The following is a 17,604-nucleotide window of genomic DNA, read 5'->3' on the forward strand; positions in this document are numbered from 1 at the left end:
AGGACGAAACCCGGCGAAGAGGAACGCTTCCGATGAATGCCCCGCATGCGGCTCCCGCGCCCTCACCGTCGCCCTATCGCGAGACCTATGCCCGCTGGCAGACAGATCCGGACGCCTACTGGCTGGAGATCGCGAAAGGCATCGACTGGATCAGGCCGCCCGATAGGGCCTTCGACGGGGCGGCTGGCATCTATGGCCGCTGGTTCCCGGACGCGACCTGCAACACCTGCTTCAATGCGCTCGACCGGCATGTCCGCGACGGGCGCGGCGACCAGGCGGCGCTGATCTACGACAGCCCCGTTTCCGGGACGAAGGCCAAGTATACCTATGCGCAGATGCTCGACGAGGTCGCGACGCTCGGCGCCGTGCTGCAGGATCTCGGCGTCGGCAAGGGCGACCGCGTCATCATCTATATGCCGATGGTGCCGGAAGCGGTCTTCGCCATGCTGGCCTGCGCGCGCATCGGCGCGGTGCACTCGGTGGTGTTCGGCGGCTTCGCGGCCAAGGAACTGGCGACCCGGATCGACGATGCCGAGCCCAAGGTCATCCTGACCGCCACCTGCGGCATAGAGCCGACGCGCGTGGTCGAATACAAGCCGCTGCTCGACGGTGCGATCGAGATGGCCAAGCACAAGCCGCAAACCTGCGTCGTGCTGCAGCGGCCGCAGGCCGAAGCTTCAATGCATGCCGTGCGCGACAAGAACTGGCGCACGCTCGTCGCAGCCGCCAAGGCGGCCGGGCGCAAGGCCGACTGCGTCGAGGTCGCCGCGACCGATCCGCTCTACGTCCTCTACACCTCCGGCACGACGGGGCGGCCGAAGGGCGTGGTGCGCGACCATGGCGGGCACATGGTCGTGCTGAAAGCGACGATGGACCAGCTCTTCGACGTGAAGCCCGGCGAGGTGATGTTCACCGCTTCCGATATCGGCTGGGTCGTCGGCCACAGCTACATCGTCTATGCGCCGCTGATTCAGGGCGCGACCAGCGTGCTCTACGAGGGCAAGCCGGTCGGTACGCCCAATCCGGGAGCCTTCTGGCGCATCATCGCCGAGCATGGCGTCAAGGTGCTGTTCACCGCGCCGACCGCCTTCCGCGCCATTCGCAAGGAGGATCCGGAGGGCAGCCACCTCGCCGGTCACGACCTCTCGCGCTTCAAGGCGCTGTTCCTCGCAGGCGAGCGGGCCGATCCCGAAACGCTGAAATGGGCCGAAGCGCTGCTCAAGGTGCCGGTGATCGACCATTGGTGGCAGACCGAGAGCGGCTCGCCCATCGTCGGCAATCCGCTCGGCCTCGGGCTTCTGCCGATCAAGCATGGCTCGCCGACCGCGCCGCTTCCGGGTTGGAACGTGCAATGCCTCGACGAGGGCGGGCGGCCGGTCGCAGCCGGCACGATGGGGGCTATCGTCCTGAAGCTGCCGTTGCCGCCCGGCGCGCTGCCGACGCTCTGGCAGGACGATGCACGCTTCAAGGAGGCGTATCTCGCGACCTATCCGGGCTACTACAACACCTCGGATGCCGGCTTCATCGACGAAGACGGCTATGTCTTCATCATGGGCCGCACCGACGACATCATCAACGTCGCGGGCCACAGGCTTTCGACCGGCGGCATGGAGGAGGTGCTGGCGGCGCATCCGGCGGTGGCGGAATGTGCGGTCGTCGGTATCCGCGATGCGCTCAAGGGAGAGCAGCCCTGCGGGTTCGTCGTTCTGAAGGCCGGCGTCAGCCAGCCGCCAGAGCAGGTCGAGCGCGAGCTCGTCGCGCTGGTGCGCGAGCGGATCGGGCCAGTGGCGGCCTTCAAGCTGGCGGTGACGGTCAACCGGCTGCCGAAGACGCGCTCCGGCAAGATTTTGCGGGCGACGATGAAGAAGATCGCCGATGGCGAGGACTACGCCGTGCCGGCGACGATCGAGGATGTCGGCGTGCTGGGCGACATCGGCGCGGCGCTGAAGGGGAAGGGCATCGGTTAGGGCCCTTCGTGCCGGAGTGCCGGCTAGTAGGCGATTGTTGCGCCGTTCCACCGCAGCAGACGCTCCGGCACGTCGATCCGCATGAGGTCTTCCCCGACCAGCAGGGCGCCGTCATAGCCTGCGGCGCGGATTTCGCGGGCGAGCGCGGCGGTGTCGGCGTTGGGCGGCACCAGATGGGTCAACGCCAGCGCCTTGGCACCGGCGCGCGTGGCGAGCCCCGCCACGATGGCAGGCGTCATATTGTAGCTCTCGACCGCCGCGACGGTTTGCGCCGACCGGACCCCGGCGACGACGGGCATCTGGCTGGCAATGAAGACCTCGCAGACCAGCAGATCGCATCCGGCCGCTTGCGTCTCCAGCGAGGGCGTGAGGCGGGTGTCGCCGGAGAAGACGAGGCGGGTTCCGCCATGTGACAGGGCCAGGCCGAAAGCGGGCTCGACCGGCCGGTGGTCGACCAGGAAAGCCTCGACCGAGAGCTCTCCAAGACCCGCGACCGGGCCTTCCAGCAACTCCTCGAAGACGACCTCGAGCCCGGCGGTATCGGGCCGCTTCTCGAACGCGATGCGCAAGGCCCGCTCGCGCTCGAACGCGGCATATTGCGCACGGAGATTGGCGAGCGCGGGCGCTGGCGCAAGGATCCGCCAGGGCTTGGCACGGCCCTGATGCCAGGAGGAGACCACGAGCTGGTAGAAATCGACCAGATGGTCGGAATGCTCGTGCGTGACGATCAGGGCGTCGATGTCGGCGCCGCGTGTGCCCGCGGCAACGAGGCGCTGGCTAACGCCGGAACCACAATCGATCAGCAGCCTGCGGCCGGCCGCCTCGACAAGATGCGAGGGGCCGGCGCGGCGAAGGCTTGCGGGCGGCGCGCCGGTGCCGAGGAAGGTGAAGGCGAGACCATCGATGCTCGACATGCGCAGCGTCGGCAACGGGTGAACGAGAGCCTTACTCGTCGTCCTCTTCCTCGGCCGGGCGCTTGAGCTGCTTGAGCTTGGCGAAGACGGAATCGACGTCGATCGCAGCCTCCTCCTCACGCTTCGGCCGGCTCATGTCGGCGAAGGGCTGGCTCTCGCTGTGGGTCGGCTCCGGCGCCGTGGTCTCCTCGGCGGAGAGCAAGGTCGAGCCGGCCTCGGCCAACGCGGCCGGGCGGTCCTTGGCGGCACGGGCCACCTCGAAGTCGAGATCGATCTGCGAGCACAGGCCGAGGCTGACCGGGTCGATCGGGGTCAGGGACTGGGCGTTCCAGTGGGTGCGATCGCGGATCTGCGCGATGGTCGACTTGGTCGTGCCGATCAGGCGGATGATCTGCGCGTCCTTGAGTTCGGGATGGTTGCGCAGCAGCCAGAGGATGGCGTTCGGCCGGTCCTGGCGCTTCGAGACGGGGGTGTAGCGCGGGCCCTTGGTGCGCTTGATCTCGGGCACCTTCACCTTGCGCTCGGCGAGGCGCAGATGGTGGTTCGGGTCCTTGGCGGCACGCTCCAGCTCCTCGCGGGTGAGCTGGCCCGAGGTGATCGGGTCGAGACCCTTGATGCCGGCCGCCACCTCGCCATCGGCGATGCCGCGCACTTCGAGCGGGTGCAGCTTGCAGAACTCGGCGATCTGCTCGAAGGTCAGCGAGGTGTTCTCGACCAGCCAGACCGCGGTGGCCTTGGGCATCAGCGGGGTTTGTGACACGGGCGTCTCCTGAAATGCCCTGGCGCCGCTGAAGGGCTCGCAAGGGCAGGGTCGCGGACAATAGCTCTCATGCGCCGACCGGCCTCCCCGGCCGGCCATCCAAATCATCGACGATGAGCAGGATGGCGCGCCTTATAGGCGAGGGCGAGGCAAGTGTCCACGAAAAGCGTGAGGCCACAGAACGCTATACCGTGAGAACGATCTTGCCGATGTGGCTGCTCGATTCCATCAGTCGGTGCGCTTCTGCGGCCTCGGCCAGCGGGAAGGTGGCGTTGATCAGCGGCTTGCAGCGTCCGGCCTCCAGCAGCGGCCAGACCTTCTCGTACAGTTCCGTGGCGATGGCGGCCTTCTCGGCGACGGTGCGGGGGCGCAGGGTCGAACCGGTATGGGTCAGGCGCTTCAGCATCAGGCGGCTGAAATTGACCGTCGCCTTGGGGCCGTTGAGGAAGGCGATCTGGACGATGCGGCCCTGATCGGCGGCCGTCTCGTAGTTGCGGTCGATATAGTCTCCGCCGACCATGTCGAGGATCAGGTTCACGCCGCGCCCGTCGGTCGCCGCCTTCGCCGCCGCGACGAAATCCTCCGTGCGGTAGTTGATGGCGTAGTCGGCGCCGAGGTCGCGGCAGGCCTGGCATTTGTCCTCGGAGCCGGCCGTCGCCAGCACCGTCGCGCCGAAGGCCTTGGCGAGCTGGATCGCGGTGGTGCCGATGCCGGAAGAGCCGCCATGGACGAGGAAGCTCTCGCCGGCCTGCAGCCGCCCACGCTGGAAGACATTGGTCCAAACCGTGAAGAAGGTCTCGGGGATGGCGCCGGCCTCGGTGAGCGACAGCCCTTTCGGCACCGGCAGGGCGTTGCTCTCATGCACGACGGCGTACTGGGCATAGCCGCCGCCGGCGACGAGGCCGCAGACCTTGTCCCCGATCGCGAAGCGCCTGGCGCCTTCGCCAAGCGCAACGACGGTGCCCGCGATCTCGAGACCGGGGATATCGGAGGCGCCGGGCGGCGGGTTGTAGCCGCCCTGGCGCTGCAGCACGTCGGGCCGGTTGACGCCGGCAGCGGCGACGGCGACGAGGATTTCACCTGCGCCCGGCTGCGGGACCGGGCGGGTCTCCGGCTTCAGGACTTCGGGACCGCCGGGCGTGCTGAAGCCGATCGCGGTCATTGTCTGCGGAATGGCGGTCATGCTCTCTCCTCGGGCCGCATGTTGCGGCGCAGCTTGGCGACGGGGGTCGGAGATGTTTAGCCTGCTCCGTCGATTTTGATGAGATGCGAGGTCGCCATGTCGTTGTTCTCCGAGGATGACCGGCCGAAGCCGAAGAGCGTTCACGAGATCGGGCAGGATCTGTCGATGCTGTCACTGGAGGAAATCGAGGCGCGGATCGCCGCGCTCAAGGCCGAAATCGAGCGGCTGATGGAGGCGCGGGCCGGCAAGAGTGCCTCACGTGCCGCAGCCGATGCCTTTTTTCGCCGGCCTGCCTGAAAAAGCGCAAGGGGAGTCGCCCCGTTAAGAGGTCATTAAAGATTCCAAAGTATGAATCTGATCATCCAGTTTGTCTGGATGTCGAGTGGCTCCTGCCTACTCTGTTTGACGCCTCCCTGTTGACCTCAACGAGCCGCCCTTGGCGGCTCTTTTTTTGTCTAGGGCTTTTTGCCCCTTCGGAGAGAGCGACGGCAGGGCTGCCATGTTCTCGCCACAGGCTTCCTACCTCCGTTAAGGTTAACGACATCCTACCGGCGCCCAACATCGTTAACGGCGCTATCCTTGCGACGTCGGAGGCATAGTCCGCGTGGCGTTTCAGAGGCGCACGCGATTGTGCCGATGGGAGACACCGCATGAACGACGCCCAGTTGCTCGAGCCACCGTCGCAGGAGGGAGCCATCTCCTTCGCGCGCGGTTACGTTCGATCCGACGCCTTCATGACGCTGTTCCGCGAGGGAATGGGGCTGGTCGAGCAAACGGCAGCCTATCTCGACGGGGAAGGGCGCAAGGAGTCGGCGGCGCTGCCGCGCGAGATCGCGCTGAGCTATGCCACCGAGAGCATGCGGTTGACGACGCGGCTGATGCAGATCGCCTCCTGGCTCCTGGTGCAGCGCGCCGTGGCCGAAGGGGAGATGACGGCCGAGCAGGCGCGCGCCGAGCACAGCAAGGTCAAGATCGGCGACCCGATGGTTCCGCCGGCCGAGCATATCTTCGCCCGGCTGCCTGAGCGCCTGCGCGGGCTGATGGCTCATTCTCTCCGGCTGCAGGCCCGCATCCGCCATCTCGAGGAGCAGATGTCGGGCAGTGCACCGCTGCCGGCCAATTCGAACCCGGTGCAGGATCAGCTCGCCAGCCTGCAGGCGCGGCTCGGCCTGGGGCGCTGAGCCCCGCCAGCCGCTTTTCGCATCGTCGATGCCGACAACAAAAAACCCGGCCACGAGGCCGGGTTTTTGCATTCTCGAGAGGTGGCGGCCTCGCGGCCGCCTCGACTCACTTCTTGCCGATCGCGCCCAGGCCGCCGAAGCGGGAATTGAAGCGCGAGACGCGGCCGCCGCGGTCCAGCATATGCTGCGTGCCGCCGGTCCAGGCCGGGTGGGTCTTGGGATCGATGTCGAGGTTCAGCGTGTCGCCTTCCTTGCCGTAGGTCGAACGCGTCAGGTACTCGCTGCCATCGGTCATGACGACCTTGATGGTGTGGTAGTCGGGGTGGATGCCGGTCTTGGCCATGGCGAAATCCTCGAAACTCATAAAAACGGGCGTGTCGACAAGCAGGCGAGCCTGCCCGGCCCGTCGAAAGAATTCGGATGAGCCTGTCGTGAAGTCGCGTGCACATATCGCAGACGCAGGCGCAGTGCAAGTTTGACTCGCATCCGAGACCACCTGCGGCGATGCGACAATTGCCAAGGCTTGCCCGATCGGCTTTGACCGGTGTTGAAGATTGATACCCTTCCAAATGGCGCGCCCATGCGCGCGAGTGCAGCAGGAGTTCCACCGCGTGGCCGAGACCGAGGGCAAAACCAGCAAGGCACGGCCCGACTTCCGCTCGCTTGCGACGTTCTGGCCTTATGCCCGCGCGCAGAAGCGGCGGATCGCCGCGGCGCTGGTCGCGCTCGTTGTCGCATCGCTGGCGACGCTGGTGCTGCCGGTCGCGGTGCGACGGGTCATCGATGTGGGCTTCGCGGGAGGCGAGCGGCAGCTCGCCGACAGCTACTTCATCCTGCTGATCGGCGTCGTCGCGGTGCTGGCGCTGGCAAGCTCGGCGCGATTCTACCTGGTGATGACGGTAGGCGAGCGCATCGTCGCCTCGCTGCGCGCCGATGTTTTCCGGCATCTGACACGGCTCGAACCCGCCTTCTTCGATTCGAGCAAGGCGGGCGACCTCGTCTCGCGGCTCACCGCCGATACGACGCAGATCAAGTCGACCTTCGCCTCGACCGCCTCGATCGCCTTGCGCAATGCCATCATGGCGCTCGGCGCGCTCGGGCTGATGGTGGCGACGAGCCCACGGCTTTCCGCCATCGTCATCGGCGTCATTCCGCTGATCGTGATTCCGCTGGTGATGTCCGGTCGCTCGGTGCGGCGCCGGGCGCGGGCGGCGCAGGACCGGCTGGCCGATGCTTCGGCCTTCGCTGCGGAAGCCGTCGGCGCCATCCGGACCATGCAGTCCTTCGGTGCGGCGGGGCAGACGGCGGCCCGTTTCGAGGCCGCCTCAGACGAGGCCTATGCTGCCTCGCGCGGCGCGACCGCTTCGCGGGCGCTGCTTTCGGGCGTCGCGATCTTCCTGGTTTCGGCCAGCGTGGTCTGCGTGCTCTGGACCGGCGCGACCGAGGTCTTCGACGGGCGGATGACCGGTGGGCGGCTGTCGCAGTTCATCCTCTATGCGGTGCTGGCGGCGAGCTCGCTCGGCCAGCTCTCGGAGGTCTATGGCGATATCAGTGCGGCTGCCGGCGCCTCCGGCCGCCTCGGCGAGATCCTGGCGATGAAGCCGGCGATCGCCGCGCCGCCGCACCCCAAGCCGATGCCGGACGCCTCGCTCGGCGAACTCGCCTTCGAGGATGTCTCCTTCAGCTATCCGGGGCGGGACACCTCGGCACTGCATCATCTGAGTTTCTCGATCCGGCCGGGCGAGCGCATCGCGCTGGTCGGGCCGTCCGGCGCCGGCAAGAGCACGGTGCTGCAGCTCGCCCTGCGCTTCTACGACCCGCAGTGCGGGCGTGTCATGGTCGACGGTATCGCCGGGCCGGAGGCCGATCCGGAGGCCTGGCGGGAGCGTTTCGCATTGGTGCCGCAGGAGCCGACGGTGTTCGGTGTCTCGGTTCGGGACAACATCGCTTATGGCCGGCCGGACGCCACTCCGGCCGAGGTCGAGGAGGCGGCGCGACTGGCGGCGGCCGACGGCTTCATCCGAGCTCTGCCGCAGGGCTATGACACGATTGTCGGCGAGCGCGGCGTGACGCTCTCGGGCGGCCAGAGGCAGCGGCTCGCCATCGCGCGGGCCGTGCTGAAGGATGCGCCGATCCTGCTGCTCGACGAGGCGACGAGCGCCCTCGATTCCGAAAGCGAGCGGGCGGTGCAGGATGCGCTCGACCGGCTGATGCAAGGGCGCACGACACTCGTCGTGGCGCACAGGCTCGCCACCATCCTCTCGGCCGACCGCATTCTCGTCATGGAGGAGGGGAGGATCGTCGAGCAGGGCACCCATGCCGAGCTCAAGGCGCGCGGCGGGCTTTATGCGCGGCTCGCGGCGCTGCAGTTCGGGCTGGAAGCGGCCTGAGGCCGGAGCCCTCAGCGCGGGAGCGAGGCGTAGTAGGCCGAAAGCGCCTGCGCCTCCGCCAGCGAGATCGAGCGGGCCATGTAGCGCATCTCCTTGTGCGGGCGCCTGCCAGAGCGGAAGGCCAGCATCTGGTTGTACATGTAGAGCTCGTTCTGGGCGGCCAGATGCGGCACGTCGGCGCTGCGGGCGATGCCATCGAGGCCGTGGCAGGGCGCGCATTCGTCGGCCGGCGAGGTTCGCGGCTCGGCCAATGCGGGATGGGCCGCCAGCAGCGCGAGGGCGGCGAGCAGCGGCAGCCTGGCCGCAGGCCGAAGGGTCATGCCTCAGCGCTCCGTGATCTTGAATTCGATGCGCCGGTTGCGGCGATGCGCCTCGTCGGTATTGGCGAGATCGAGCGGCTGATACTCGCCGAAGCCGGTCGCCGCGACGCGGTCATTGGGCAGGCCACGCGAGATCAGATACTCCACCACCGCGATGGCGCGCGCCGAGGAGAGATACCAGTTCGACGGGAATTGCGCCGTCCTGATCGGGCGGTTGTCGGTGTGGCCATCGACGCGCAGGATCCAGGGCAGGTCCGGTGGCATCTCCTTGGCGAGGTCGAGCAGGACGGTGGCGAACTTGTCGAGCTCGGCCTGACCCTCGGGTTTCAGCACCGCCTGGCCGGCGTCGAAGAAGATCTCCGACTGGAAGACGAAGCGGTCGCCGACCGTGCGGATGTCGGGGCGGGTGCCGAGCACCTGCCGCAGCCGCCCGAAGAAGTCGGAGCGGTAGCGCGCCAGCTCCTGCACGCGCTGGGCGAGCGCGACGTTGAGGCGCGAGCCGAGATCGGCGATGCGGGCCTGCGAATCCTTGTCCTTGGCCTCCGAGGCGGCCAGCGCCTCTTCCAGCGCCGCGAGCTGGCGGCGCATCGCGGTGATCTGCTGGTTGACGAGGTCGACGGTCGCCTGGGCGCGGGCAGAGAGCTGCTTCTCGCTCTCCAGCGCCTTCTGCGCTTCTGCGAGCTGGGCGCCGGCGTTGCCGCTCTGCTGCGTGTCGAGCAGGCCCTGCAGCTTGTTACGCTCGCCCTGCGACTGGGCCAGCGTTGATTGCATGAGCTGGAGGCTTTCCTGCGCTTGCCGATTGGAGGAGCGTTCCAGCGCGAGCAGGTCGGTCAGCTCCGAGATCTGCTTGTTGAGCCGCTCCAGCGCCGTGTCCTTGCCGGTCAGCTCCTGCGACAGGAAGAACTGGCCGAGCACGAAGACGGTGAGCAGGAAGACGATGCCGATCAGCATCGTCGAAAGCGCGTCGACGAAGCCGGGCCAGAAATTAACGTCCTCGCGGCGGTGGGCGCGGGAAAGGGCCATCGTCAGGTTCCTGCCGTCGGGGGCCTGCGGTTACGCATCATGGCTCGGTGATCTGGTCGGCGGTAAGGCGCTCGATCAGCCGCTTCAGCTCCTTCTCGCGGGAGGCCTGCGCCTCGACCCAGTCACGAATCATCTGTTGCTCGGAGCGCATGTGCTGGACGAGGCCCTGGATGCCCTCGGCGAGATTGGCGAGTGCCTGGGTCGCGGCGCGGTTGTTGGCGGTGCCGTCGGCCATCGCCGCGCTCAGCCTGTCGAAACGGTCGGCCAGGGGGTTGCCGACCGGCAGCAGGGGCGCGACCCCAGGCAGGGCGGTGCGGCTGCCGAGCCAGCTTTCGATCTCGTTGCGGAAGCGGCGCTGCGCCTGCGCGACCTGCAGGTCGAGGAAGCCGAGGATCAACGAGCCCGCGATGCCGAAGAGCGAGGACGAAAAGGATAGACCCATGCCGGCGAGCGGGGCCGAGAGCCCGGCCTTGAGATCGTCGAAGAGCACGCCGGCTTCGGCGCCGGTGCGCAGCGAGTTGATGACGGTGCCGACCGAGCCGACCGTCTCGAGCAGGCCCCAGAAGGTGCCGAGCAGGCCGAGAAAGACGAGGAGGCCGGCGAGATAGCGCAGCACCTCGCGGCCGTCATCGAGCCTGACCGCGATCGATTCGACGATTGAAGTGGCCTGCGCTGGCGCGAGGCTGGCCTCGTCGAGCGCCGGCAGGACGGAGCCCAGCGGCGCGATGACCTCGCCGCGGCGAATCTCGGCATGGCGCGGGGCGGCGGCGAGGCGGGTGGCGGCGCGCGCCTCGCTGTGCAGGCGCCAGAGCTCGCGCAATGCGACCAGCACACCGACGAGCAGGGCGCCGAGGATGAGGCCGTTGAGCCCCGGATTGGTCATGAAGGCCTTGGCCAGCCCGGCCTGCAGGATATAGCCGAGGAAGCCGATCAGCGCGAGGAAGACCAGCGCGCGGACGACGTAGCGGAGAGGCCGGGAGAAGCGGGTTTCCTCTCGCGGGGGGGCGGCCGTGACCTCGTCGGCCGCCAGATCCTCATTCGCCATGCTTCGTCTTCCGTTCGCCTCGGATCGCGTGGCAGACTGTCGCCTCCCGGGCGGCCGGGATCAAGGGCGAAAGCGATCAGTCGCTTATGCGGCGGCCGTCTTCAGCGCCGCGCGCAGCGCCAGATCGCAGGCTTCGTTGCCGCAGATGATGTCCTTCGCGCTGGTGACGGGCTTGCCGTCGAGCGCGCCGAAGGTGCCCCCCGCCTCGCGGATCAGCACGCTGCCGGCCGCGAAATCCCAGGTGTTGAGGCCGCGCTCCCAGTAGCCGTCGAGGCGCCCGGCGGCGACATAGGCGATGTCGAGCGCGGCCGAGCCCATGCGGCGGACATTGGCGAAGCGCGGCATCACCGCTGCGAGCTCGCGCAGGAAGAGGCCGTGGCCGCCCTTGCCGATATGCGGGATGCCGGTGCCGACCAGCATCTCGGCGGGCTCGCGGCGGCCGGAGACGCGCAGGCGGCGGTTGTTGACGTAGGCGCCCTTGCCCTTCTCGGCCATGAACATCTCGTCCTTGGCGGCGTCATAGACGATGCCGGCGATGAACTGGTTGTCGCGCTCCAGCGCGACCGAGATGTTCCAGTGCGGGATGCCGCGCAGGAAGTTGTGGGTGCCGTCGAGCGGGTCGATATGCCAGCGGTTGCTCTCGTCGGTGCCGTGGACGACGCCGCTCTCCTCCATGACGAAGCCATAGCCGGGGCGCGCCTTCTCCAGCGACTCGCGCAGGATCTGCTCGGCCTTGTGGTCGGCCTTGGAGACGAAGTCGCCGGGGCCCTTGGCGAGCACCTGCAGGTTCTCGACCTCGCCGAAATCGCGCTTCAGCGAGCGGGACGCCTTCATCACGGCGTCGGTCATCACGGTCATCAACGGGGAACGGATCATCTGAACCTCTTGCGCGCCTTCGGGACGCGGTGAGCCTGCTGCGACGGAGCGCGCGGCGAAAATAGCGAGCCGTCACTTGCGCGGGTCTTAGGGCGCCGTCAAGACGAAGCTGCTGATGCGGGAGGCCGCCATGCGGGCAGCGCGGGCTTTCTGCTCGGGGTTGAGCCGGTCGAAGAGCTCGTCCAGGGCCGCATCGTCGAGCCCCTGCGAGCGGGCAACGAGATGCCAGGCGGCGGCCTCGATCGTGTCCGGCGCGATGCCCAGGCCGAACTGGTAGAGCTTGGCGAGCCGGTTCTGCGCGATGGCGTTGCCCTGATGGGCTGCACGCAGAAAGAGCTTCCCCGCGGCCTCCTCGTTCTTCGGGACGCCGGTGCCGTTGAACAGCATGATCGCGTATTCGACCTCGGCGGGGACGTTGCCGGCGGCGACGGCCCTCTTCATCCAGCGGGCGGCGACCTCGTCGGATTGCTGCAGGCCACGGCCCTGCTTGGCTAGGATGCCGAGCGCCTGCATGGCATCGCCGATCTCGGCCTTGGCCGCGATCTCGAGGCAGGCGACGGCACGCTTGTCGTCGGCGTCCTTGCCCGTCGCAAGCAGGGCGAGCGCGAGGTTATAGTTGGCGAGCGGATGGCCTGCTGCAGCGGCCTTCTCCAGCAATTGCCCGGCGCGGACAGGGTCACGCTTGCCGCTGTTCTGATCGAGAAGCTCGGTCGCAAGCGCGAAGGTGGCGTTGATGTCGCCGCGGGCATCCGCCTGCTCGTACCATTCCGTCGCGGCCTTCTGGTCGGGCGCGACGCCCAGGCCCTGCCGGTAGATCTCGCCGAGCAGGGTCATCGCCGCAGCGTCGCTGTGATCGGCCTCGACCCGCTTCAGCGCCTCGGTCTGGGCGCGCCGGTAATGGCCGGCCTGATAGGCGCCGTAGGCCAGATCCTCGAAGGGTTGCGCAGCGCTGGCCGGCAGGACCAGCCCAAGCAGCGCGCCCAGCAGAATGCTGCGGCGGAGGCCCTTCATCGAGCCGCCTTCCGGGCCGCGCAGGCGGACATGGCGGCATTCGCCGCTTCGACAAGGGCGCGGATATCCTGCCCTTCGGCGAAGGCCCAGGCGCCGAGCGCGACGAATTCCGCGCCGGTCTCGACCAGCGGCTCGATGGCTTCGGCATCCGGGGCGTAGGCGACGCAGGGCGTCTCGAAGATCTCGGCCCACCAGCCGGCACGCTCGATCACGGCGGGGAGGGGCGGCATGCTGCCATCCGGCCGCGGCTCGCCGAACATGACGTAATCGACGCCGGCCTCGCCGACATCCATGGCGTCGTGGCGGGCCCGGAGACCGCCCGCGCCGATGATCCGCTCGGTCTTGAGGCTGGAGCGCGCCTCGGCAATGGCCGCCGGGCCACCGGTGAGATGCACGCCGTCGGCGCCGCCGCGGCTGGTGACAAGGGCGTTGTCTTCGACAATCAGGGCGACGTTGTTGCCCTGGACCGGGCCGGCGAGGCGCTTGACGCGCTCGATGCGGCTACGGTCGTCGCCAGGCGCGAGCCGGAGCAGGATCGCGGCGACATCGCCGCCGGCCATCGCCTGCATCAGGCGGAAGGCCATGGCGTCGGCGTCCTCGACCGGCGGGGTGACGAGCATCAGGCGGGTGGGGGAAGAATGTGTGGTCATGATCGGCTGCGCAAACGGCCCGCAGCGAAGTCCAATGTCAAGACCGCAAGCCCGGCAATGAGGCTCCAGAAGGCGGAACCGATACCGAAAAGCGAGAGGCTGGAGGCTGCGACGCAGAAGGCGATCGCCGCGGCGAAGCGTTCCTTGTCGGACGACATCGCCTGCCCCAGCGCGCCGGTGAAGGAGCCGACGAGACCCAGGCCCGCCACCGCGACGATGAGCGCTTTCGGCAGGGCCAGCAGCAGAGCGATCAGCAGGCCGGTGCAGGCAGCGACGACGAGATAGGCGAAGCCGTAGATGACGCCGGCCTTCCAGCGCTGCTTCGGGTCGGGATGGGTATCGCCGCCGGTGCAGATCGAGGCGCTGATCGCCGCCATGTTGGACATATGCGCGCCGAAGGGGGCGGTGAGCAGCGAGGCGAGACCGGTAGCGAACAGGGCGGGCGCCGTCGGGGGATTGTAGCCGGCCGCGCGCAGGACGGCGAAACCCGGCAGGTTCTGGGCTGCCATGGTGACGAGATAGAGCGGGATGCCGATGCCGAGCATGGCGGCAATATCGAAGCGCGGCGTGACGAATTCGAGGCCGGTGAGCGCGATCTCTCCCGCCGGCCAGTGAGCGAGCCCGCCTGCAAAGCTGATGACGATGCCGGCGATCAGCGCCGCGATGACGCCGAGGAAGGGGTTGAGAAGCCGCGCAACGAGGAAGATCGCGAGCAACGGCAAAACGAGCAGGGGGGAGATGCGCATCTCGTCGAAGACGGCGACGACGAACCGGAAGATCACGCCTGCGAGCATCGCCGAGGCAATCGGCATGGGGATGCGCTCGATCAGCCTGCCGAGCGGGCGCAGGGCCGCGGTCAGCATCATCAGCACGGCGGCGACGAGGAAGGCGCCGACGGCCGAGGCCATGTCGAAGCCGCTGGCCGAGGCGATCAGGGCTGCGCCCGGCGTCGACCAGGCGCAGATCATCGGCATGCGGTAACGCCAGGACAGCCAGATGCTCGGCAGTGCGGTGCCGATGGCGAGCGCGGCGACCCAGGAGACGGTCTGTTCGGGCGTGGCGCCGAGTGCGTGTGCGGCCTGGAGGATGACGGCGACGGAGGCCGCAAAACCGACGAAGACCGCGACCAGGGCGGAAAAGACAATCGACATGGCGTTCCGCTGGTGATCGCAGGCGGCAGGACCCTGCCGTTGAATCAGAAATCGCGGCGCGCGGAAAGACCGCCGGATGCATGCCGGCCGGCGTCCGGAGCGAGAAGCGATGCCAAAAAGAAAACGCCCGGCATGGAGCCGGGCGTCTGATGCGGAGATGCAGAGCCGGTCAGGCCGCCTTCTTCGTGCCGAAGGTCGGGTCGAGCTCGCCCTTGGCGTAGCGCTTGGCCATCTCGGCCAGCGTGATGATGCGCTTGATCTTCGAGGCCTGGCCGGCGGTGTTGAACTCCTCGAGCCGCTTCTTGCAGAGCGCGGTCATCGCCTCCATGGCGGGCTTCAGATATTTGCGCGGGTCAAACTCGCCGGGGTTCTCGGAGAGGATCTTCCGGATCTGGCCGGTCATCGCCATGCGGTTGTCGGTGTCGATGTTGATCTTGCGCACGCCGTGCTTGATGCCGCGCTGGATCTCCTCGACCGGCACGCCCCAGGTCTGGGGCATCTTGCCGCCATACTGGTTGATGATGTCCTGGAGGTCCTGCGGGACGCTGGACGAGCCATGCATGACGAGATGCATGTTCGGCAGCTTCTTGTGGATCTCCTCGATGACATGCATCGCCAGGATCGCGCCGTCGGGCTTGCGGGTGAACTTGTAGGCGCCGTGCGAGGTGCCCATGGCGATGGCGAGCGCATCGACCTTGGTTTCGGCGACGAACTTCACCGCCTCGTCGGGGTTGGTCAGGAGCTGGTCGTGGCTGAGCTTGCCCTCGAAGCCGTGGCCGTCTTCCTTCTCGCCCTCGCCAGATTCGAGCGAGCCGAGCACGCCGAGCTCGCCCTCGACCGAGATGCCGCCGAGATGGGCCATGTCGGTGACGGTCTTGGTGACGCCGACATTGTAGTCCCAATCACCGGGAGTCTTGCCGTCGGCCTTGAGCGAGCCGTCCATCATCACCGAGGTGAAGCCGGCCTGGATCGCGGTCATGCAGGTCGCCGGCTCGTTGCCGTGGTCGAGATGCACGCAGACCGGGATATGCGGATAGATCTCGGTGACCGCGTCCATCATGTGCTTCAGCATGATGTCGTTGGCGTAGCTGCGCGCGCCGCGCGAAGCCTGGATGATGACGGGCGCATCGGTGGCGTCGGCCGCGGCCATGATCGCCAGCGCCTGCTCCATGTTGTTGATGTTGAAGGCGGGCACGCCGTAGTCGTTCTCGGCGGCATGGTCGAGCAACTGGCGAAGCGTGATACGGGCCACGATGGCACTCCCCTTTTGAAACGGATATGGCGAAAGATGTAGTGCGGACCGGCTCCCGGCGCAAAGCCGGAGCGATGGAAAGCTTAAAATGCAAGCGGCCGCCCCGTCCCCGGAGCGGCCCGCGTGACAAGTGTCCGGATCAGGCCTTCCGCAGCGCCTCGACGCCAGGGAGAGGCTTGCCTTCCATCCATTCGAGGAAGGCGCCGCCCGCCGTCGAGACATAGGTCAGCTCGTCGGCGACGCCGGCATGGTTCATGGCCGAGACGGTGTCGCCGCCACCGGCGACGGCGACCAGCTCGCCGGCCTGGACCCGCTTGGCGACGGCCTTGGCGACCGCGACGGTGGCAGTGTCGAAGGGCGGCAATTCGAAGGCGCCGAAGGGGCCGTTCCAGACCAGCGTCTTGACCTTGTCGAGCCGCAGCACGACCTCGGCGATCGAGAGCGGGCCGGCATCGAGGATCATCTCGTCGGCCTCGACGCCATCGACCGGCACCACGCGATAGCCGGGATGGGCCTTGAACTCGCGCGCCACCAATGCATCGACCGGCAGCAGAATCTCGCAGCCGGCGGCCTTGGCCTTCTCCTCGATCTCGCGGGCGGTGCCGACGAGATCATGCTCGCAGAGCGACTTGCCGACGTTGACGCCACGGGCCGCGAGGAAGGTGTTGGCCATGCCGCCGCCGATGGCGAGGACATCGACCTTCTTCACCAGGTTGCCGAGCAGGTCGAGCTTGGTCGAGACCTTGGCGCCGCCGACGATGGCCATCACCGGTCGTGCCGGGTTGTCGAGGCCAGCGGAGAGCGCTTCCAGCTCCGCCTGCATGGTGCGGCCGGCATAGGCCGGCAGGACATGAGCGAGGCCCTCGGTCGAGGCATGGGCGCGGTGTGCAGCCGAGAAGGCGTCGTTGACATAGAGATCGCCATTGGCCGCGAGCGCCTTCACAAAGTCCGGGTCGTTCTTTTCGTCGCCGGCGTGAAAGCGGGTGTTCTCCAGCAGCAGGACTTCGCCGTTCTTCGCGGCGGAGACGGCCTTGGCGACGTCCTCGCCGATGCAGTCCTCGACAAAGGTCACAGGGCGGCCGAGCGCATGAGCGAGCGCGGGAACGACCTGCTTCAGGCTGTTCTTCTCGTCACGGCCCTTGGGGCGGCCGAAATGGGCGAGCAGGATGACCTTGCCGCCCTTGTCGGCGATCTCGCGGATGGTCGGCAGGACGCGGTCGATGCGGGTGGTGTCGCTGACCTTGCCATCCTCCATCGGGACGTTGAGGTCGACGCGGACGAGGACGCGCTTGCCGGCGACATCGGCGTCGTCGAGGGTGCGGAAGGCGCTCATCGCGACAGCAGGCCCCCGAACAGGCCCGGCACGCCGAACTTCAGCACCAGGATGGTGAGGATGACGGTCAGGATCGCGGTGACGATCGCGGTCATGAACAGGGTGCCGGCGCGCGGCGTCGCATCAACGCGATTGCGCAGAGCGGTGATCTCACCGCGGATCGAGGCAAAGTCCATGGTGCCGGCAGCGGCGTCGACCTTGTGGGCGCTGCGCTCCAGCGAGGCTTCCGCGCGGGTCAGCACGGCTTCGTAGCGGGCGAACTTCTCCTCGATGCGCGCCGCCTTCTCCTCGATGCGGGAGAGCTGGTCGAGCTTGCGCGGGTCAGAGGCGGGGGCGGTCTGGGAGGCCGCCGGTGCAGCGGGAGGTGGGGCCGGAGCGGCCGTGACGGCAGGGGCTGCCGAGGCCGGCGGGGTCGCTGCGGGAGACGGGCTGAATGCGGGGGGCGGCGTCACGGCGGGCGTCTCGGCAGGGGCCGGGGGCGTGACGGTCGGCTCGATCTTGGCCATGGGCGCTCCGTAGCGAGGAGGAATCGGGGCGAGGCCGCGCCG

At 68.0% G+C, this 17,604-nt stretch carries 18 protein-coding genes; 4 read left to right on the top strand and 14 right to left on the bottom strand.

Annotated features, from left to right (window positions below; genetic code table 11):
- Nucleotides 1-32: 32 nt before the first annotated feature.
- Nucleotides 33-1,967, top strand: coding sequence for a propionyl-CoA synthetase (locus CE453_RS08200; protein WP_089174144.1), 1,935 nt, complete (start codon nt 33-35; stop codon nt 1,965-1,967).
- Between the two features lie 23 nt (nt 1,968-1,990).
- Here CE453_RS08200 and CE453_RS08205 read toward each other — a convergent pair whose 3' ends face one another.
- From CE453_RS08205 to CE453_RS08215, 3 genes are all read right to left on the bottom strand, one after another.
- Nucleotides 1,991-2,881, bottom strand: coding sequence for an MBL fold metallo-hydrolase (locus tag CE453_RS08205; RefSeq protein ID WP_089177772.1), 891 nt, complete (start codon nt 2,879-2,881; stop codon nt 1,991-1,993).
- A 31-nt stretch (nt 2,882-2,912) separates the two neighbouring features.
- A complete protein-coding gene (locus CE453_RS08210; RefSeq protein WP_089174145.1) occupies nt 2,913-3,641 on the bottom strand; it encodes a DUF1013 domain-containing protein in 729 nt (242 codons plus the stop codon).
- 184 nt (nt 3,642-3,825) lie between these two features.
- The gene (locus CE453_RS08215) at nt 3,826-4,824 is read right to left on the bottom strand and encodes an NAD(P)H-quinone oxidoreductase (RefSeq protein WP_089174146.1); all 999 of its coding nucleotides are present in this window, start codon (nt 4,822-4,824) and stop codon (nt 3,826-3,828) included.
- Nucleotides 4,825-4,920: 96 nt separating this feature from the next.
- Here CE453_RS08215 and CE453_RS08220 point away from each other — a divergent pair, with 96 nt between their 5' ends.
- Nucleotides 4,921-5,121, top strand: coding sequence for a DUF1192 domain-containing protein (locus tag CE453_RS08220; protein WP_089174147.1), 201 nt, complete (start codon nt 4,921-4,923; stop codon nt 5,119-5,121).
- A gap of 353 nt (nt 5,122-5,474) precedes the next feature.
- Entirely contained in the window at nt 5,475-6,005 is a 531-nt protein-coding gene (gene rcdA / locus CE453_RS08225) for a protease adaptor protein RcdA (RefSeq protein WP_089174148.1), read from the top strand.
- A 106-nt stretch (nt 6,006-6,111) separates the two neighbouring features.
- Here the strand turns inward: rcdA and rpmE are convergent, their stop codons facing one another.
- On the bottom strand, nt 6,112-6,348 hold the full coding sequence (gene rpmE / locus CE453_RS08230) for a 50S ribosomal protein L31 (protein ID WP_198302294.1): 237 nt from the start codon (nt 6,346-6,348) through the stop codon (nt 6,112-6,114).
- 268 nt (nt 6,349-6,616) lie between these two features.
- Here rpmE and CE453_RS08235 point away from each other — a divergent pair, with 268 nt between their 5' ends.
- Entirely contained in the window at nt 6,617-8,395 is a 1,779-nt protein-coding gene (locus tag CE453_RS08235) for an ABC transporter transmembrane domain-containing protein (protein WP_248307997.1), read from the top strand.
- Between the two features lie 11 nt (nt 8,396-8,406).
- Here the strand turns inward: CE453_RS08235 and CE453_RS08240 are convergent, their stop codons facing one another.
- From CE453_RS08240 to CE453_RS08285, 10 genes are all read right to left on the bottom strand, one after another.
- Entirely contained in the window at nt 8,407-8,715 is a 309-nt protein-coding gene (locus tag CE453_RS08240; RefSeq protein ID WP_089174151.1) for a c-type cytochrome, read from the bottom strand.
- 3 nt (nt 8,716-8,718) lie between these two features.
- Nucleotides 8,719-9,738: a peptidoglycan -binding protein gene (locus CE453_RS08245; RefSeq protein ID WP_089174152.1), complete on the bottom strand. Its 1,020-nt coding sequence runs from the start codon at nt 9,736-9,738 to the stop codon at nt 8,719-8,721.
- Nucleotides 9,739-9,775: 37 nt separating this feature from the next.
- Nucleotides 9,776-10,783, bottom strand: coding sequence for a DUF485 domain-containing protein (locus tag CE453_RS08250; RefSeq protein ID WP_248307998.1), 1,008 nt, complete (start codon nt 10,781-10,783; stop codon nt 9,776-9,778).
- Between the two features lie 84 nt (nt 10,784-10,867).
- Nucleotides 10,868-11,659, bottom strand: coding sequence for an inositol monophosphatase family protein (locus CE453_RS08255; protein ID WP_089174153.1), 792 nt, complete (start codon nt 11,657-11,659; stop codon nt 10,868-10,870).
- Nucleotides 11,660-11,746: 87 nt separating this feature from the next.
- A complete protein-coding gene (locus tag CE453_RS08260) occupies nt 11,747-12,670 on the bottom strand; it encodes a tetratricopeptide repeat protein (RefSeq protein ID WP_089174154.1) in 924 nt (307 codons plus the stop codon).
- The gene (locus CE453_RS08265; protein WP_089174155.1) at nt 12,667-13,320 is read right to left on the bottom strand and encodes a thiamine phosphate synthase; all 654 of its coding nucleotides are present in this window, start codon (nt 13,318-13,320) and stop codon (nt 12,667-12,669) included. The genes CE453_RS08260 and CE453_RS08265 overlap by 4 nt, the downstream gene beginning before the upstream one ends.
- Nucleotides 13,317-14,471, bottom strand: coding sequence for a benzoate/H(+) symporter BenE family transporter (locus CE453_RS08270; RefSeq protein ID WP_089174156.1), 1,155 nt, complete (start codon nt 14,469-14,471; stop codon nt 13,317-13,319). Before CE453_RS08270 ends, CE453_RS08265 begins: the two co-directional genes overlap by 4 nt.
- Nucleotides 14,472-14,640: 169 nt before the next feature.
- Nucleotides 14,641-15,723 carry a class II fructose-bisphosphate aldolase gene (gene fba, locus CE453_RS08275; RefSeq protein WP_089174157.1) on the bottom strand — a complete coding sequence of 361 codons (1,083 nt, stop codon included), beginning with the start codon at nt 15,721-15,723 and terminating at the stop codon, nt 14,641-14,643.
- 139 nt (nt 15,724-15,862) lie between these two features.
- Nucleotides 15,863-17,056, bottom strand: a complete 1,194-nt coding sequence (locus CE453_RS08280) for a phosphoglycerate kinase (RefSeq protein WP_089174158.1) — start codon at nt 17,054-17,056, stop codon at nt 15,863-15,865.
- Nucleotides 17,053-17,562 (bottom strand): hypothetical protein, encoded by a 510-nt coding sequence (locus CE453_RS08285; protein ID WP_089174159.1) that lies wholly within the window; start codon nt 17,560-17,562, stop codon nt 17,053-17,055. The genes CE453_RS08280 and CE453_RS08285 overlap by 4 nt, the downstream gene beginning before the upstream one ends.
- Nucleotides 17,563-17,604 lie beyond the last annotated feature (42 nt).

Origin of the sequence: Bosea sp. AS-1 (assembly GCF_002220095.1) — a bacterium.
Taxonomy (GTDB): domain Bacteria; phylum Pseudomonadota; class Alphaproteobacteria; order Rhizobiales; family Beijerinckiaceae; genus Allobosea.

Bases quoted from the DNA above. Each gene is read 5' to 3' on its own strand.
- CE453_RS08200 (WP_089174144.1), top strand. From the start codon at position 33: ATGAATGCCCCGCATGCGGCTCCCGCGCCCTCACCGTCGCCCTATCGC.
- CE453_RS08205 (WP_089177772.1), bottom strand. From the start codon at position 2,881: ATGTCGAGCATCGATGGTCTCGCCTTCACCTTCCTCGGCACCGGCGCG.
- CE453_RS08215 (WP_089174146.1), bottom strand. From the start codon at position 4,824: ATGACCGCCATTCCGCAGACAATGACCGCGATCGGCTTCAGCACGCCC.
- CE453_RS08220 (WP_089174147.1), top strand. From the start codon at position 4,921: ATGTCGTTGTTCTCCGAGGATGACCGGCCGAAGCCGAAGAGCGTTCAC.
- rcdA (WP_089174148.1), top strand. From the start codon at position 5,475: ATGAACGACGCCCAGTTGCTCGAGCCACCGTCGCAGGAGGGAGCCATC.
- rpmE (WP_198302294.1), bottom strand. From the start codon at position 6,348: ATGGCCAAGACCGGCATCCACCCCGACTACCACACCATCAAGGTCGTC.
- CE453_RS08240 (WP_089174151.1), bottom strand. From the start codon at position 8,715: ATGACCCTTCGGCCTGCGGCCAGGCTGCCGCTGCTCGCCGCCCTCGCG.
- CE453_RS08245 (WP_089174152.1), bottom strand. From the start codon at position 9,738: ATGGCCCTTTCCCGCGCCCACCGCCGCGAGGACGTTAATTTCTGGCCC.
- CE453_RS08250 (WP_248307998.1), bottom strand. From the start codon at position 10,783: ATGGCGAATGAGGATCTGGCGGCCGACGAGGTCACGGCCGCCCCCCCG.
- CE453_RS08255 (WP_089174153.1), bottom strand. From the start codon at position 11,659: ATGATCCGTTCCCCGTTGATGACCGTGATGACCGACGCCGTGATGAAG.
- CE453_RS08260 (WP_089174154.1), bottom strand. From the start codon at position 12,670: ATGAAGGGCCTCCGCCGCAGCATTCTGCTGGGCGCGCTGCTTGGGCTG.
- CE453_RS08265 (WP_089174155.1), bottom strand. From the start codon at position 13,320: ATGACCACACATTCTTCCCCCACCCGCCTGATGCTCGTCACCCCGCCG.
- CE453_RS08270 (WP_089174156.1), bottom strand. From the start codon at position 14,471: ATGTCGATTGTCTTTTCCGCCCTGGTCGCGGTCTTCGTCGGTTTTGCG.
- CE453_RS08280 (WP_089174158.1), bottom strand. From the start codon at position 17,056: ATGAGCGCCTTCCGCACCCTCGACGACGCCGATGTCGCCGGCAAGCGC.
- CE453_RS08285 (WP_089174159.1), bottom strand. From the start codon at position 17,562: ATGGCCAAGATCGAGCCGACCGTCACGCCCCCGGCCCCTGCCGAGACG.